Source organism: Pseudoduganella sp. RAF19 (assembly GCF_052114165.1).
Taxonomy (GTDB): Bacteria; Pseudomonadota; Gammaproteobacteria; order Burkholderiales; family Burkholderiaceae_D; genus Rugamonas.
In genome coordinates, this window is record NZ_JBFREF010000010.1 from 169,049 (window position 1) to 184,518 (window position 15,470).

Annotated in this window: 14 protein-coding genes; 2 read left to right on the forward strand and 12 right to left on the reverse strand. The window is 60.9% G+C overall.

All coding sequences use genetic code 11. From position 1 onward, the window contains the following. Window position 1: 1 nt before the first annotated feature. From lapB to gyrA, 12 genes are all read right to left on the reverse strand, one after another. A complete protein-coding gene (gene lapB / locus AB4Z19_RS25480) occupies window positions 2-1,177 on the reverse strand; it encodes a lipopolysaccharide assembly protein LapB (protein WP_442022261.1) in 1,176 nt (391 codons plus the stop codon). 12 nt (window positions 1,178-1,189) lie between these two features. Continuing rightward, window positions 1,190-1,495 (reverse strand): LapA family protein, encoded by a 306-nt coding sequence (locus tag AB4Z19_RS25485; protein WP_442022263.1) that lies wholly within the window; start codon window positions 1,493-1,495, stop codon window positions 1,190-1,192. 176 nt (window positions 1,496-1,671) lie between these two features. Then, window positions 1,672-1,977 carry an integration host factor subunit beta gene (locus tag AB4Z19_RS25490; protein WP_107141261.1) on the reverse strand — a complete coding sequence of 102 codons (306 nt, stop codon included), beginning with the start codon at window positions 1,975-1,977 and terminating at the stop codon, window positions 1,672-1,674. A gap of 16 nt (window positions 1,978-1,993) precedes the next feature. Beyond that, complete coding sequence (gene rpsA, locus AB4Z19_RS25495) at window positions 1,994-3,670, reverse strand: 30S ribosomal protein S1 (protein WP_442022265.1); 1,677 nt, start codon at window positions 3,668-3,670, stop codon at window positions 1,994-1,996. An 86-nt stretch (window positions 3,671-3,756) separates the two neighbouring features. Next, window positions 3,757-4,425 carry a (d)CMP kinase gene (gene cmk, locus AB4Z19_RS25500; protein ID WP_442022267.1) on the reverse strand — a complete coding sequence of 223 codons (669 nt, stop codon included), beginning with the start codon at window positions 4,423-4,425 and terminating at the stop codon, window positions 3,757-3,759. An 85-nt stretch (window positions 4,426-4,510) separates the two neighbouring features. Next, on the reverse strand, window positions 4,511-5,860 hold the full coding sequence (aroA, locus tag AB4Z19_RS25505; protein ID WP_442036470.1) for a 3-phosphoshikimate 1-carboxyvinyltransferase: 1,350 nt from the start codon (window positions 5,858-5,860) through the stop codon (window positions 4,511-4,513). Window positions 5,861-5,875: 15 nt separating this feature from the next. Beyond that, on the reverse strand, window positions 5,876-6,853 hold the full coding sequence (locus tag AB4Z19_RS25510) for a prephenate dehydrogenase (protein WP_442022271.1): 978 nt from the start codon (window positions 6,851-6,853) through the stop codon (window positions 5,876-5,878). Further along, window positions 6,846-7,964, reverse strand: a complete 1,119-nt coding sequence (gene hisC / locus AB4Z19_RS25515) for a histidinol-phosphate transaminase (protein ID WP_442022273.1) — start codon at window positions 7,962-7,964, stop codon at window positions 6,846-6,848. Before hisC ends, AB4Z19_RS25510 begins: the two co-directional genes overlap by 8 nt. Before the next feature lie 17 nt (window positions 7,965-7,981). Continuing rightward, a complete protein-coding gene (pheA, locus tag AB4Z19_RS25520; RefSeq protein WP_442022275.1) occupies window positions 7,982-9,055 on the reverse strand; it encodes a prephenate dehydratase in 1,074 nt (357 codons plus the stop codon). 108 nt (window positions 9,056-9,163) lie between these two features. Next, entirely contained in the window at window positions 9,164-10,246 is a 1,083-nt protein-coding gene (serC, locus tag AB4Z19_RS25525) for a 3-phosphoserine/phosphohydroxythreonine transaminase (RefSeq protein ID WP_442022277.1), read from the reverse strand. Between the two features lie 17 nt (window positions 10,247-10,263). Further along, on the reverse strand, window positions 10,264-10,815 hold the full coding sequence (locus AB4Z19_RS25530; protein WP_442022279.1) for a DUF2059 domain-containing protein: 552 nt from the start codon (window positions 10,813-10,815) through the stop codon (window positions 10,264-10,266). A gap of 68 nt (window positions 10,816-10,883) precedes the next feature. After that, a complete protein-coding gene (gene gyrA, locus AB4Z19_RS25535; protein ID WP_442022281.1) occupies window positions 10,884-13,520 on the reverse strand; it encodes a DNA gyrase subunit A in 2,637 nt (878 codons plus the stop codon). 274 nt (window positions 13,521-13,794) lie between these two features. Between gyrA and ompA the strand changes: the two genes are divergently transcribed. Beyond that, window positions 13,795-14,514: an outer membrane protein OmpA gene (gene ompA / locus AB4Z19_RS25540; RefSeq protein ID WP_442022283.1), complete on the forward strand. Its 720-nt coding sequence runs from the start codon at window positions 13,795-13,797 to the stop codon at window positions 14,512-14,514. A gap of 171 nt (window positions 14,515-14,685) precedes the next feature. Continuing rightward, entirely contained in the window at window positions 14,686-15,420 is a 735-nt protein-coding gene (locus AB4Z19_RS25545) for a MerR family transcriptional regulator (RefSeq protein ID WP_442036472.1), read from the forward strand. Window positions 15,421-15,470 lie beyond the last annotated feature (50 nt).

Consider the following 15,470-nt stretch of genomic DNA (forward strand, 5'->3'; position numbering starts at 1 on the left):
ATCAGTTCATTACATTGAGTTCTTCGGTGCGGCGCGGCGGATAGGAATCCCAGCGGCTGCAACCCGGGCAGTGCCAGTAGAACTGGCGCGCCTTGAAGCCGCAGTGGCTGCACTGGTAGCGCGCCAGTTTCTGCGTGTAGCCGTGCACCAGGTTCTTCACCATCGACAGCTCGGACAGCACGCCGGCCGGCGCATCCATCATGCGCGCTTCCAGCAGCTTGTCCAGACCCAGCAGGGTTGGCGTGCGGCGCAGTTCGTCGGACACCACCTGCTTGGCGGCGTCCACGCCTTCCAGTTCGATCACGGCCTTGAACACGACCTCCAGCAGGTCGATGGAGGAAGCCTGTTCCAGATAGGACTTCAGCAGGCTAAGGCCTTCCTGCGGACGGCCCACCTTGCGGTAGCCATCCATCAGGCGCGTGGCAACCAGCGCCACATGCGGTACGCTTTGCTGCTCGACGCGGCGCCAGGTCTGCAATGCGGCTTCCACATCGCCGCGGCCCAGCTGCACGTCGCCGCACAGGATGGTGGCGCGCACGCTGCTGCGGTCTGCCTGAAGGGCTTTTTCCAGCATGGCTTCCGCATCGTCGTAATGCAGATGGACCAGCGCGTCCTGCGCCAGCTCGCAATAGAACTGGGCGATCTCTTTCTGGCGCGAGCCGGCGCCTGCTTCCTGCAGGGCGACTGCCGCTTCAATGGCGCGCGGCCATTCCTTCTCGCGCTGGAAGATCTCCAGCAGCGCGCGGCGTGCCTGCGCGGCGAGGGAGGTATCCAGCAAACGCTTGTAGGTTTCCTCGGCGCGGTCCAGCAGGCCGGCCTTCAAATAGTCCTGGCCCAGCTCATATTCGGCCTGGGCGCGCTGCTCGGACGGCAGGTCGGGACGCGACAGCAGATTCTGGTGCACGCGGATCGCGCGTTCCGTTTCGCCGCGGCGGCGGAACAGCGTGCCAAGTGCGAAATGCATGTCGGCCGCATCGGGGTCCAGGCGTACCACGTCGATGAAGGAATCGATGGCCTTGTCCGGCTGTTCGTTCAGCAGATGGGTCAGGCCCTTGTAATAGCCGCGCGAGAGCTTGCCCGCATCGGACACCACGGCGCGGATATCGACGCGCGCGGCGATCCATCCGAGGCCGAAGAAGGCTGGGATGCCCAGCAGCCACCAGAGTTCAAATTCCATAGGACTTTTCTTTTAGATTTGCGTGTTGACGCTGTCCGGAGCCGGCTGCGTGGCGGCCTTCAGGGCCGAGCTTTGCAGGGACTGGATCGTGGTCTTTTGCTTGTTCGACTCGCGGCGGTGGCGGAACACGGTCGGAGTCAGGGCCAGAACACCAAGTACCGCGCCGGCCACAAAGAAAGCCAGCAGCATCAGCACCAGGGGGCCGCGTAATTCATAGTTGAGGAAGAGATGCAGGTCAACTTCCTGCGTGTTTTTGACGGCAAAACCGAAGAACAGGACAAATACAACAACGCCAATGGCGGTGGAAATAAATTTCATCGTCGTTCCAGTTAAACCCACTTCAAATGCAGGTGGCAGGCACGGCGTGCCAGCCCCCCTCGTCGGCGCCAATACAGGTGGCGGGCACCTCGTGCCTGCCACCAGCTTTTGCCGCTGGTTTTCTCAACAAAAAAGGGGCAGGCAAAAGCCCGCCCCTCCATTCTCCTTGCAGAGACTCAGTCCTCGATGATCGGTTGCCCGACCATCGCATCGACCCGCTCGCGCAATTGCTTGCCTGGCTTGAAGTGCGGCACCCGTTTTTCAGGGACCATCACTTTGTCGCCGGACTTCGGATTGCGTCCAATGCGCGGCGGCCGCGAATTCAGAGCAAAGCTGCCAAAACCGCGGATCTCGATGCGCTGGCCGCTCGCGAGAGCGGTGGTCATTGCATCGAGAATGGTCTTGACGGCGTACTCCGCATCTTTGGCCACCAGCTGAGAATAACGCTCAGCCAGGCGGTTGATCAATTCGGACTTCGTCATCTAAGCGCTCGGTAGATTAGTTCTTGTTGTCGAACTTGGCCTTCAGCAGTGCGCCCAGGCTGGTGGTGCCGGAAGCAGCGCTGGAGTCAGCGGACAGCTTCTGCATCGCTTCAGCGGTGTCAGCATTGTCTTTAGCCTTGATCGACAGCTGGATCGAACGTGCCTTGCGATCGATGTTGATCACCAGGGCTTCCACGGAATCACCAACCTTCAGGTGGGTGCCGGCATCTTCCACGCGGTCGCGGGAGATTTCGGAAGCGCGCAGGTAGCCTTCAACTTCTTCGGACAGCTGGATCACGGCGCCTTTAGGCTCAACAGCCTTGACGGTACCGGTTACCAGGGAGCCCTTGTCGTTCATGGCTGCGAAGTTGTTGAAAGGATCACCTTCCAGCTGCTTCACGCCCAGGGACACGCGCTCGCGTTCCACGTCGATCGCCAGAACAACAGCTTCCAGCTCGTCGCCCTTCTTGAACTTGCGCACGGCTTCTTCGCCAGCTTCGGTCCAGGACAGGTCGGACAGGTGCACCAGGCCGTCGATGTTGCCTGGCAGGCCGATGAACACGCCGAAGTCGGTGATCGACTTGATTGCGCCCTTGACCTTGTCGCCCTTCTTGTGGCTCATGCCGAAGTCGTCCCAAGGATTGGCCTTGCACTGCTTCATGCCCAGCGAAATACGACGACGCTCTTCGTCGATTTCCAGAACCATGACTTCCACTTCGTCGCCCAGTTGAACAACTTTGTTTGGCGCCACGTTCTTGTTGGTCCAGTCCATTTCGGACACGTGAACCAGGCCTTCGATGCCCTGTTCCACTTCAACGAACGCACCGTAGTCGGTCAGGTTGGTGACTTTACCGAACAGGCGGGTGCCTTGTGGGTAACGACGGGACAGACCGGTCCAAGGATCGTCGCCCAGCTGCTTCACGCCCAGGGACACACGGTTCTTCTCTTGATCGTACTTCAGGACCTTCGCGGTGATCTCTTGACCAACGGTCAGCACTTCCGATGGGTGACGCACACGACGCCATGCCAGGTCGGTGATGTGCAGCAGGCCGTCGATGCCGCCCAGATCCACGAACGCGCCGTAGTCGGTGATGTTCTTCACAACGCCGGTCACCACGGTGCCTTCTTTCAGGGTTTCCATCAGCTTCTGACGCTCTTCGCCCATCGATGCTTCGATGACAGCGCGGCGGGACAGCACGACGTTGTTACGCTTGCGATCCAGCTTGATGACCTTGAACTCCAGGGTCTTGCCTTCGTACGGGGTGGTGTCTTTCACCGGACGGGTGTCTACCAGCGAACCTGGCAGGAAAGCACGGATGCCGTTGGTCAGAACGGTCAGGCCGCCCTTGACTTTGCCATTGACGGTACCAACGACGATCTCGCCGGATTCCATTGCTTTTTCCAATGCCAGCCACGATGCCAGGCGCTTAGCCTTGTCACGGGACAGGATGGTATCGCCGAAACCATTTTCCAGCGATTCGATGGCCACGGAAACGAAGTCACCTACTTTGACTTCCAGTTCGCCTTGGTCATTCTTGAATTCTTCAACAGGGATGAAAGCTTCCGATTTCAGGCCGGCGTTGACGATAACAAAGTTGTGGTCCAAACGCACGACTTCAGCGGAGATCACTTCGCCAGAGCGCATGTCTTGACGCGACAGGGACTCTTCGAAGAGGGCTGCAAAACTTTCCATTGTTAATTCCAGGTTAGCCAGTAAGGCCCGCACGATGCGGCTTCAACTGGGTTGAGGGTTGAACAAAACTGCGCACAAACAGCTACTTATTTGCTGCCGGCTGCATACCATTTCAAGACCTGCTCGACCGCTTCATCAGCCGTCATCGCAGAGGTATCCAGCACATGGGCATCCGCCGCCGGCGCCAGCGGCGCGATGGCCCGGTTCATATCCCGGTCGTCGCGCGCTTTCAAATCCGTCAGCAGATCTAGCATATTAGCAGAAATTCCCTTACCGATCAATTGCTTATAGCGACGTTCGGCCCGCGCTTCGACGGAAGCGGTCAAAAACACCTTCAAAGGGGCGTGCGGGAAGATCACCGTGCCCATGTCGCGGCCGTCCGCCACCAGGCCCGGGGTCTTGCGGAAGCTCAGCTGCAAGCCATACAGCGCCTGGCGCACGGCGGGCAGCGCCGCGATTTTCGATGCCGTATTGCCAACTTCTTCCGCGCGGATGGCGTCAGTGACGTTTTCTTGCGACAGGAAGATGGCTTCGCCCGTGAAATGGATGTTCAGGTGCTCGGCCAGCTTGGCGATGCCGTGTTCGTCGTCCAGCCGGGTGCCGCGGCGCAGGGCTTGCAGCGCGGTCAGGCGGTACAGGGCGCCGGAATCAAGAAGGTGGAAACCCAGTTTGTCCGCGACCTTGTGGGCCACGGTGCCCTTGCCGCTAGCGGTAGGGCCGTCGATGGTGATGACAGGGATGTGGGATGTCGGCATGAATGTCAATATATCAAACTAAAACCCAAGGCTTGAACCTGGTGGCTGCCACGGCGTGGCAGCCACCCGTTTTACGCCTCTGGTTTTAAAAACTTTCGCGGCGCGCAATGGCGGCGAAGGCGGCGAAATACTCAGGGAAAGTCTTGGCGACGCATTTCGGATCGTTGATACGCACCTCGGTGCCGCGGCGGATCGCGCCGTCCAGCGAAGCGAGGGAGAAGCACATCGCCATGCGGTGGTCGTCGTAGGTGTCGATTTCGGCCGGCTGCATGGATGGCGGCGGCGTCACTTTCAGGTAGTCGGCGCCCTCCTCTACTTCCGCGCCCAGCTTGCGCAGCTCGGTCGCCATGGCCGACAGGCGGTCGGTTTCCTTCACGCGCCACGAAGCGATATTGCGCAGAGTGCTGGGGCCATCGGCATACAGGGCGGCGACCGCAATGGTCATGGCTGCATCAGGAATATGGTTGAAGTCCATGTCGATGGCCTTCAGCGGGCCACTCGGTGCACGCGATTCGATCCAGTTGTCGCCCATGGTGATCTGCGCCCCCATCTTTTCCAGCGCATGCGCGAAACGCACATCGCCCTGGATGGAGTCGCGGCCGACGCCTTCCACGCGCACCGGACCACCGGCAATCGCGCCGGCTGCCATGAAGTAGGACGCGCTGGAGGCGTCGCCTTCCACGTGGATATTGCCGGGGCTCTGGTACACCTGGCCTGCGGGGATGGTGAACGATTCCCAGCCATCCTGCTCAACGGTGACGCCAAAGCGGCGCATCAGGTTCAGGGTGATTTCGATGTAAGGCTTGGAAATCAGCTCGCCCTCAACCGTGATGGTGATGGCTTTATCGCGCGCCATCAGCGGCGACACCATCAGCAGCGCCGTCAGGAACTGGCTGGACACATTGCCGCGCACCGACAGTTTATTGGTGGTGAACGCGCCGGTGTGGATGTGCAGCGGCGGGAAGCCTTTGTTGCCGGTGTATTCGATGTTGGCGCCGACAGCATTCAGCGCGTCCACCAGGTCGCCGATCGGGCGCTCGTGCATGCGCGGCACACCGTGGATCTTGAAGTCGCCGCCAATCACGGCCAGGGCCGCAGTCAGCGGACGGATGGCGGTGCCGGCATTGCCCATGAACAGATCGGCAGTGCGGTTCGGGAAGGACCCGGCCACGCCCTGTACGCGGTGAATGGTCTGCGCGTTGCCGTGCACGGCGGACGGCGCTTCTTCCTGCCATTCCACGCCCAGCGAACGCAGTGCGGCCAGCATCACGGCGGTGTCATCGGACGCGAGCAGATCGACGATCTTGGTCTCGCCTTCCGCCAGCGCGGCCAGCAGCAGGATGCGGTTGGAAATACTTTTCGAACCTGGCAGGCGTACCACGCCTTCAACGTGGCTGACCGGCTGCAGGTCGAGGTAATGCGGGTAATCGGTCATGCTTGTTCCTTGCGTTTATTCAGCGGCCGAATCCTTCGGCTGCGGCGTTTCGGCGGCCTCGATGGCTTCGATCCATTGCTTGCGCGCACGTTGCGCGCTGGCATACACGGATTCGAGGGAGGCGGCGTCGCCGGCGGCCAGGCTGGCGCGCAAACGGGTTAATTGTGCCAGATATGCATCCAGCTCAGTCAGGAGAGCGGCCTGGTTGGCGAGGCTGATGTCGCGCCACATTTCAGGCGAGCTGCCGGCGATACGGGTGAAGTCGCGGAATCCGCTGGCAGCATATTGGAACAGCAGGCCTGAGTGGGGCTTGTTCGCAATGTCATCCACCAGCGCGTAGGCCAGCAGATGGGGTAAGTGGCTGACGGCGGCGAAGACTTTGTCGTGCTCCTCCGGCGTCAAGGTATGGATGATCGCGCCGCAGGCTTTCCAGGCGGCGGCGACGCGGTCGACGTCTTCTTGCGCGTTTTCGGGCAGCGGCGTCAGCACGGCTTTTTTGCCGACGTAGAGGTTGTCGATGGCGGCATCCGGGCCGTTGGTTTCGCGGCCTGCGATCGGGTGCCCGGGGACGAACTGGCGCACACGCTCGCCCAGCGCGCGGCGCGCGGCGGCGACGACGTCGGACTTGGTGCTGCCGCCGTCGGTGACGATGGTGCGTGCGTCCAGGTGCGGCAGGATGGCGGCCAGGATGCGCTCGGTCTGCGCGACCGGCGCGGCGAGGAAGACCAGGTCGGCGTCCCGCAGCGCTTCTTCCAACCCAAGTCTTAAACCTGGTGGCTGCCACGTCGTGGCAGCCACCTGCTTCACGCCGCTGGTTTCGGTTTGAGCCGGCAGCACGCAGCTGTCGATGATGCCCAGCTCCAGCGCGCGCCCCAGGAAAGCGGGCGAACGGTCAACGCCGACGATATGCTTTGCTGCGCCGGCCTTTTTCAGCGATCGCGCAAACGATCCACCGATCAGGCCGACGCCGAAGATGACTACCTTGTTAAGCACGGTCCTCCGCCAGCGCCTTCTGCAGCGCGGTAATCAGCACCGCGTTCTCCTGCGGCAGGCCGATGGAGATGCGCAGCCACTGCGGCAGGCCGTAGTTGCCCACCGGACGAACGATCACGCCCTGCTTCAGCAGCGCCAGGTTCACGCGCGCACCAGCGCCAGCGTCGTTGCCGACTTTGACCAGCACGAAGTTGCCGTGCGAAGGCACGTACTCCAGGCCCAGCTCCTTGAAAGCCTGAACGAACTGCTCGTAACCGGCAGCGTTGTTCTGCGCCGACTTGGCCAGGAATTCCTTGTCGTTCAGCGCCGCAATCGCAGCGGCCTGCGCCAGCGAGTTCACGTTGAACGGCTGGCGGATGCGGTTCATCAGATCGGTCAGTTCCGGCTGCGCCAGCGAGAAGCCCACGCGTAAGCCTGCCAGGCCGTAAGCCTTGGAGAAGGTACGCGACACCAGCAGGTTTGGATACTGTTTCACCCAGACCGCGGACTCGTACTGGTCCTCAGCGGACAGGAATTCGTTGTAAGCCTCGTCCAGCACTACCACCACATTCGACGGCACCTTCTTCAGGAAGGCTTCGATCTGCGGACCAGGAATAAACGTGCCGGTCGGATTGTTCGGATTAGCGATGAAGACAACCTTGGTGTCGGCTTCAATGGCAGCGGCCATGGCATCCAGATCATGGCCATAATCCTTGGCCTTCACCACGATGTGGCGCGCGCCAACACCCTGGGTCGCCAGTGCGTACACTGCGAAGGAGTATTCGGAATACACGATCGACTGGCCGCGTTCGCAGAAAGCGTGGGCCGCGATTTCCAGAATATCGTTGGAGCCGTTGCCCAGGGTGATCCAGTCCATTGGCACGTCATAGCGCTTGGACAGAGCAACCTTCAGATCGTAGGCATTGGCATCAGGATAGCGGCCCAGTTCCGCCGCAGCGGCGACCATGGCCTTTTGCGCCGATTCCGGCACACCAAATGGATTTTCGTTCGAAGCCAGTTTAACGATGGCTTCTTCGTTCAGGCCAAACTCGCGTGCCACTTCAGAGATGGGCTTACCTGCTTGATAGGGAGCGATTGCACGAACGTATTCAGGACCGTATTGCTTGGACATGTTCAATTCTCTTGGTTTCAGGTGAGGCTGGTCGGGTAAGAGCCCAGCACTTTGAAGAAGGCGGCGTTGTCCTTGAGTTCAGCCAGCGCCTTGGCCACGGCCGGGTTCTGGACGTGTCCTTCGATATCAACGTAAAAATAATACTCCCAGGTGCCCATGCGGGCCGGGCGGGATTCGAAGCGCGTCATCGACACGCCGTGCGTGGCCAATGGCGCCAGCAGCTGATACACGGCACCCGCCTTGTTCGGCACCGCCAGCACCAGCGAGGTGTGGTCGCTGCCGGAAGGACCGGTCTGCAGCTTGCCGATCACGGCGAAACGCGTGCGGTTGTGCGGGTCGTCCTGGATATGGCCTTTCACCACACCCAGGCCGTACTTGCCGCCTGCCAGTTCGCTGGCAATCGCCGCGATGCTGGCGTCGTCGCCCGCCATGCGCGCCGCTTCCGCGTTGGACGCAACGGCACGGCGCTCGATGTTCGGGTAATTCTGGTTCAGCCATACCTGGCATTGCGCCAGCGCCTGCGAATGAGCGCAGATGGCGGTGACGCCGTCCATGGTGCCGGTCTTCGACATCAGGCTGTGGTGCACGGCAATCGCCACTTCGCCACTGATGATGCAAGGCGTCGTCAGCAGCAGGTCCAGCGTGCGGTTGATGGCGCCTTCGGACGAGTTCTCGACCGGCACCACGCCGAAATCGGCGGTGCCGGCTTCCGTCGCTCGGAACACTTCATCGATGGACTGGCAAGGCAGGCCTTCCACGGCCGTGCCGAATTGCGCATACACCGCTTGCTCGCTGAAAGTGCCGGCCGGGCCGAGATAGGCCACGGTCACGCGGCGCTCCAGCGCGCGGCAGGAGGACATGATTTCGCGGAAGATGGACTGCACTTCCTTGTCGCCCAACGGACCCGGATTGCGCTCGGCCACGCCGCGCAGCACCTGGGCTTCGCGTTCGGGACGGAACACAGGCGCGTTGGTTTCGGCCTTCACATGGCCGACTTCCTGCGCGACTTTGGCCCGCTGGTTCAATAAATCGAGGAGCTGCGCGTCGATCGCATCGATCTTCTCGCGCAGGGGCTTCAGTTTGTCTGTCATTCGTTAACGTATTTAAAGTGCCGTTGGCTTCTTTTAAAACCCACGGCTGAAACCTGGTGGCTGCCACGCCGTGGCAGCCACCTGCTTTACGCCGTGGGTTCTAAGAACTCAGCGGCCCGCAAACTCATTCAGGTAGTCGACCAGGGCTTGCACGCCCTCGATCGGCATCGCGTTATAGATCGATGCCCGCATACCACCGACGGACTTGTGGCCCTTCAGCTGCAGCAGCCCGCGCGCCTTCGCGCCGGCCAGGAATGCTTCGTTCTTCGACTCGTCACGCAGATAAAACGGTACGTTCATCCGCGAACGGTTCTCTTTCGCGACACGATTCTGGTAGAAGTCGTCCGCGTCCAGTGCCGCATACAGCAGCTCTGCTTTTTCAATATTACGCTTTTCCATAGCCGCTACACCACCCTGCTGCTTCAGCCATTTGAAGACCAGGCCCGCAATGTAGATGCCGTAGGTAGGCGGCGTGTTGAACATGGAGTCGTTCTCGGCCACCGTCTGGAAGTTCATCGCCGCCGGCGTAATCGGCAGCGCTTTACCCAGCAGGTCGTCGCGGATAATGACTACCGTGACGCCAGCCGGACCGATATTTTTCTGCGCGCCGCCGAAGATCACGCCGTACTTGCTGACGTCCACAGGGCGCGACAGGATGTGCGAAGACATGTCCGCCACCAGCGGCACATCGCCCTGCACGGTCGGGACGAAGTTGTATTCGACGCCGTCGATCGTCTCATTGGTGCAAATATGCACGTACGCGGCATCGCGGGAGAGCTTCCACGATTCCTGCGGCGGTACGCGCGTGAAGCTTTCCGCCTGGGCCGATGCCGCCACGTTCACCGTCGCATAGCGCGCCGCCTCCTTCAGCGATTTGCCGGACCAGGAACCTGTGTGCACGAAATCGACCGTGCGGCCGGCCGTGCCGACCAGATTCATCGGCACAATCGCGTTCTGCGACAAGCCGCCGCCCTGCATGAACAGGATCTTGTAATTGGCCGGCACCGACAGCAGCTCGCGCAAGTCGTGTTCGGCCTCGCGGTAGATGGACAGGAACTCCGGACCGCGGTGGCTCATCTCCATGACGGACATTCCGCTGCCATGCCAATCCAGCATTTCGGCAGCTGCCTGCTGCAGCACTTCTTTCGGCAGCACGGCCGGACCAGCAGAGAAGTTGTAGATGTTCGTCACGTCAAATCCTCGTCAAATCATTTGTTGTTCTTCAACTGCTGCAAAGCCTTCTGGATGCGTGGACCAGCAATGCGCTGGCCGATGCTCATCGCTTCCTGCATGATCTGCGGGATCACCTTCAGGGTCTTGGCGCCGACCGGGGTGCGGTAGAAAGCGGCCATCTGCTTCAGTTCATCCACGGTGAAATGGCGGGCATACAGCGGAACCATTTCCTTTTCCATGTCTGCCACCAGGCTCGGATCGGCGAACACGGTCTGCAATGCCGAAGACACTTTTGGCAGCTCGGCTTCCACGGATGCCAGCTTCTCGGCCTTCTGCTTGTCATCCAGCTGAGGGTTGGCCTTGATGGCCGCTTCGGCCTGACGATGCATCATTTCCGGCATGGACTTCGCCATCTGATCGAAAGCGGCGCGCGTGGTTTCCTTGTAATGCATGGCATCCATCAGGTCGCGCACGGCGGCGATGGTCTTTGCATCAGCCTGGGGCTGGGGTGCGGCCTGCTGTGCTGCGGCAGGGGCGCCATATGCGATGGACAGAGAAGCGAACAGGATTGCGGCGATTTTTTTCATAATGTCGGTCCTAAAATGATTAACGGGCCCGGTCCGATCACTCAGACGGGGCCCGCCGGGCTACTGCTTTATTCGGCTTGCGGTTCGGGCGCGCCGCCGGTATCTCCGGCTTCCACTTCCGGTTCGTCCAGGTCGGCTTCCACAATACGCTGCAGGCCGGACAGCTTGGTACCGTCCTCCACTGCGATCAGGGTCACGCCCTGGGTCGCGCGGCCCATCTCGCGGATCTCGGAAACGCGGGTGCGGATCAGCACACCGCCGGTCGTGATCAGCATGATCTCGTCCGCCGAATCGACCAGGGTCGCGGCCACCACCTTGCCGTTACGCTCGGAAGTCTGGATCGCGATCATGCCCTTGGTACCACGGCCGTGGCGGGTGTACTCGGTGATCGGCGTACGCTTGCCGAAGCCGTTCTCCGTCGCGGTCAGTACGGACTGCTGCTCGTTTTCCGCAACCAGCAGCGCGATCACGTTCTGGCCTTCTTCCAGGTTCATGCCGCGCACACCGCGCGCGGTACGGCCCATCGGACGCACATCGTTTTCGTCGAAGCGCACTGCCTTGCCGGCGTCGGAGAACAGCATCACGTCATGCGCACCATCGGTCAGCGCGGCGCCGATCAGGAAGTCGCCCTCGTCCAGGTCGACGGCAATGATGCCGGCCTTACGCGGGTTGCTGAAGTCCTTCAGCGGCGTCTTCTTCACGGTGCCCAGGCTGGTAGACATGAAGACGTAGTGATCTTCCGGGAAGGTGCGGTTTTCGCCGGACAGCGGCAGCACCACGGTGATCTTCTCGTTGTCCTGCAGCGGGAACATGTTCACGATCGGCTTGCCGCGCGACGTACGCGAGCCTTGCGGCACTTCCCACACCTTCAGCCAGTACAGGCGGCCGCGGTTGGAGAAGCACAGGATGTAGTCGTGCGTGTTGGCGATGAACAGCTGGTCGATCCAGTCTTCGTCCTTGGTCGCTGCCGCCTGCTTGCCGCGGCCGCCGCGCTTCTGCGCTCGGTATTCGGACAGCGGCTGGGCCTTCATATAGCCCATGTGGGACAGGGTCACGACCATGTCCTGCGGCGTGATCAGGTCTTCGGTTTCCAGATCGGTCGCGTTGTTCTCGATGTTCGAACGGCGTGGGTCCTTCTCGCCGTATTCGTTCTTCGCCAGGGTCAGTTCGTCGGTGATGATCGCGGTCACACGGGCCGGCTTGGCCAGAATGTCCAGCAGGTCGGCGATCAGGGACATCACGTCCTTGTATTCGTTAACGATCTTGTCCTGTTCCAGACCGGTCAGGCGCTGCAGACGCATTTGCAGGATTTCGCCTGCCTGGTCATCGGACAGCTTGTACAGGCCATCGGCCTGCATGCCGTAGTGCTTCGGCAGGTGCTCAGGACGGAAGGCGTCGATGCCCGCCTGGCCTTCTTCGCCGGTACGCGCCAGCATCTCGCGCACCAGGGACGAATCCCAGGCCTTGGCCATCAGCTCTGCCTTCGCGATCGGCGGCGTTGGCGCAGCCTTGATGATGGCGATGAATTCGTCGATGTTGGCCAGCGCAACTGCCAGGCCCTCCAGCACGTGGCCGCGTTCGCGCGCCTTGCGCAGTTCGAACACGGTACGGCGGGTGACCACTTCGCGGCGGTGCGAGAGGAAGGTCGCCAGCATGTCCTTCAGGTTCATCAGCTTCGGCTGGCCGTCCACCAGGGCGACCATGTTCATGCCGAAGGTGTCCTGCAACTGGGTCTGCTTGTACAGGTTGTTCAGCACCACTTCCGGTACTTCACCGCGCTTCAGCTCGATCACCACGCGCATGCCCGACTTGTCGGACTCGTCGCGGATGTCGGAAATGCCTTCCAGCTTCTTGTCGCGCACGTTCTCGGCGATGCGCTCCAGCAGGGACTTCTTGTTGACCTGGTACGGCAGCTCATCGACGATGATCGCGATGCGGCCGCCTTCCTTGCCGTATTCCTCGAAGTGGGTCTTGGCGCGCATCACCACGCGGCCACGGCCGGTGCGGTAGCCATCGCGTACGCCGGACACGCCGTAAATCGTGCCGCCGGTCGGGAAGTCCGGCGCCGGGATCAGTTCGATCAGTTCGTCGATCGAGCAATCCGGGTTGGACAGCACGTGCAGCGCGCCGTTGATCACTTCCGTCAGGTTGTGCGGCGGGATGTTGGTGGCCATACCCACGGCGATACCGGACGAACCGTTGATCAGCAGGTTGGGCAGGCGGGTCGGCAGAACGGTCGGCTCTTTTTCCTTGCCGTCGTAGTTGGGCGCGAAATCGACGGTTTCCTTGTCGATGTCGGCCAGCAGTTCCTGCGAAATCTTGTCCAGGCGGCACTCGGTGTAACGCATTGCCGCCGCGTTGTCGCCGTCGATCGAGCCGAAGTTACCCTGGCCGTCCACCAGCATGTAGCGCATGGAGAAGTCCTGCGCCATACGCACCAGCGTGTCGTAAATCGACGCGTCGCCGTGCGGGTGGTACTTACCCATGACTTCACCGACCACACGGGCACATTTCACGTAAGGGCGGTTCCAGACGTTGTTCAGTTCGTGCATCCCGAACAGGACTCGGCGGTGTACCGGCTTCAGGCCGTCGCGCGCATCCGGCAAGGCTCGGCCTACGATCACGCTCATGGCGTAATCGAGGTAGCTCTTGCGCATCTCTTCTTCGAGGGAAATAGGGATTGTTTCTTTTGCGAATTGATCCATTGGCGGGTCGATCTGTTGTCTAGCGTTAGTTAGCGTTGCTGCGAGGATGCATGGCACACAACCCTACGATTTTAGCACGTGGGATACCGCACCGGACGAAAGTAACCGTATTGACACATTTAGCAATTATTATGTTGCATTGGTTGCAAGAAAACAACGTTTTGGTCGAACCAGCCAATCGGCCCTTTTGCGCCGCTTTTTTTGGGATTTCTGGAAATGTGGCAAAATGGACGAGAAATTAATTAGTTTCACCCCAAGAAAGGATAATCAAAATATGAAAAAACTGATCACTACGATGTTCGCCGCTTCGGCCCTGCTGGCTGGCTCCGTGCTCGCACAGGAAAAGCCGACCGCGCCGCCGTTCGCGCCTGTGACCCAGGACATCAAGGCCCCGACTCCTAAGAGTGCCTATGTGCAAGATGCCCGCGGCATTATCGCCCGTGATCCCTTCGGTCTGTGCTGGCGCACCGGCTACTGGACTCCGGCTGACGCCGTGCCAGGCTGCGATCTGCCGCTGTGCACCCCGCCGGAAGAACTGAAAGACGGCAAGTGCGTTGCTCCTCCACCACCACCAGCACCGGAACCAGTTGCACCAGCACCGGCTCCTGCGCCAGTGGTTGCGGCTCCAGTTGCCACTTCCGAGAAAGTGTCCTTCGCTGCTGACGCATTCTTCGACTTCGACAAAGCTGTTCTGAAGCCAGAAGGCAAGGCCAAGCTGGACGACCTGTCCTCCAAGCTGGGCGGCATCAACCTGGAAGTGATCATCGCTGTGGGTCACACCGACTCCGTTGGTACCGACGCTTACAACGACAAGCTGTCCCTGCGCCGCGCTGAAGCTGTGAAGTCCTACCTGCTGAGCAAGGGCATCGAAGCGAACCGTGTGTACACCGAAGGTAAAGGCGAGAAGCAGCCAGTAGCGGACAACAAGACCGCCGCCGGCCGCGCGCAGAACCGTCGCGTGGAAATCGAAGTCGTGGGTACCCGCTCCAAGTAATACCCTGCGCGAATCCGCGCATACGACTCAGCCCCGCCTCCGAGCGGGGCTTTTTTTTGCGTAGAACCCACGGCAATCCCAAGTGGCAGGCACATCGTGCCTGCCACTCGCTTTACGCCTCGGGTTTTAATTGCTTGACCTTCACGTTACGTGAGCCTTGAAGATGCAGTCATGTACACCGTAAAACAGCTCTCGCGCATGACGGGCGTCACCACCCGCACCCTGCGCTACTACGACGAAATCGGCCTGCTGAAGCCCACCCGCATCGGCGACAACGGCTATCGCTACTACGACGACAAGGCCGCGCTGCGCCTGCAGCAGGTACTGTTCTACCGGGCGATGGACGTGCCGCTGGCGGCGATCTGCAGCATCATGTCCGATCCCGGTTTCGACGTGCTGGCGGCGCTGCAAAGCCACAAGGCCGAGCTGAATGCACGCCAGTCGCACCTGGAGCAGCTGATTTCGACGGTGGACCAGACCATCCTCCATCTGAAAGGACAGCAAACGATGAAAACAGCACAACTCTTCGACGGTCTGCGCGAGCAGCACAATCCCCACCAGGCCGAAGCCGAAGCCAGATACGGCAAGGAAGCAGTGCAAGCCTCCGCCCAGCGCTGGCAGAGCCATTCGAAAGCCCAGCAGGAAGAACTGATCGCGGAGGGCAATGCCATCTTCTCCGAACTGGCCGCCGTCATGCACCAAGGCGCCGGCAGCCCACCGGTGCAGACCCTGGTCGCGCGCTGGCACCAGCATCTGCGGCATTTCTGGCCGGCCGAGAAAGAGCACTTACCTAACCTGGCCGCCACCTACCGCGACGACGTCCGTTTCCGTAGCAATTTCGACAAGATCGATCCCGATCTGGCCCCGTTCATGGTGGAAGCGGTCTGCCTCTATGCCGCAAGTTGAAGCTGAGGCTGAAGCGCGCGCCGCTGCCGGGCGGGCAATGTTAAAACGGC

Coding starts and splice junctions, on each gene's coding strand:
- ompA (WP_442022283.1), top strand. CDS start 13,795: ATGAAAAAACTGATCACTACGATGTTCGCCGCTTCGGCCCTGCTGGCT.
- AB4Z19_RS25545 (WP_442036472.1), top strand. CDS start 14,686: ATGTACACCGTAAAACAGCTCTCGCGCATGACGGGCGTCACCACCCGC.
- aroA (WP_442036470.1), bottom strand. CDS start 5,860: ATGACCGATTACCCGCATTACCTCGACCTGCAGCCGGTCAGCCACGTT.
- pheA (WP_442022275.1), bottom strand. CDS start 9,055: ATGACAGACAAACTGAAGCCCCTGCGCGAGAAGATCGATGCGATCGAC.
- hisC (WP_442022273.1), bottom strand. CDS start 7,964: ATGTCCAAGCAATACGGTCCTGAATACGTTCGTGCAATCGCTCCCTAT.
- AB4Z19_RS25485 (WP_442022263.1), bottom strand. CDS start 1,495: ATGAAATTTATTTCCACCGCCATTGGCGTTGTTGTATTTGTCCTGTTC.
- gyrA (WP_442022281.1), bottom strand. CDS start 13,520: ATGGATCAATTCGCAAAAGAAACAATCCCTATTTCCCTCGAAGAAGAG.
- rpsA (WP_442022265.1), bottom strand. CDS start 3,670: ATGGAAAGTTTTGCAGCCCTCTTCGAAGAGTCCCTGTCGCGTCAAGAC.
- AB4Z19_RS25490 (WP_107141261.1), bottom strand. CDS start 1,977: ATGACGAAGTCCGAATTGATCAACCGCCTGGCTGAGCGTTATTCTCAG.
- AB4Z19_RS25530 (WP_442022279.1), bottom strand. CDS start 10,815: ATGAAAAAAATCGCCGCAATCCTGTTCGCTTCTCTGTCCATCGCATAT.
- lapB (WP_442022261.1), bottom strand. CDS start 1,177: ATGGAATTTGAACTCTGGTGGCTGCTGGGCATCCCAGCCTTCTTCGGC.
- cmk (WP_442022267.1), bottom strand. CDS start 4,425: ATGCCGACATCCCACATCCCTGTCATCACCATCGACGGCCCTACCGCT.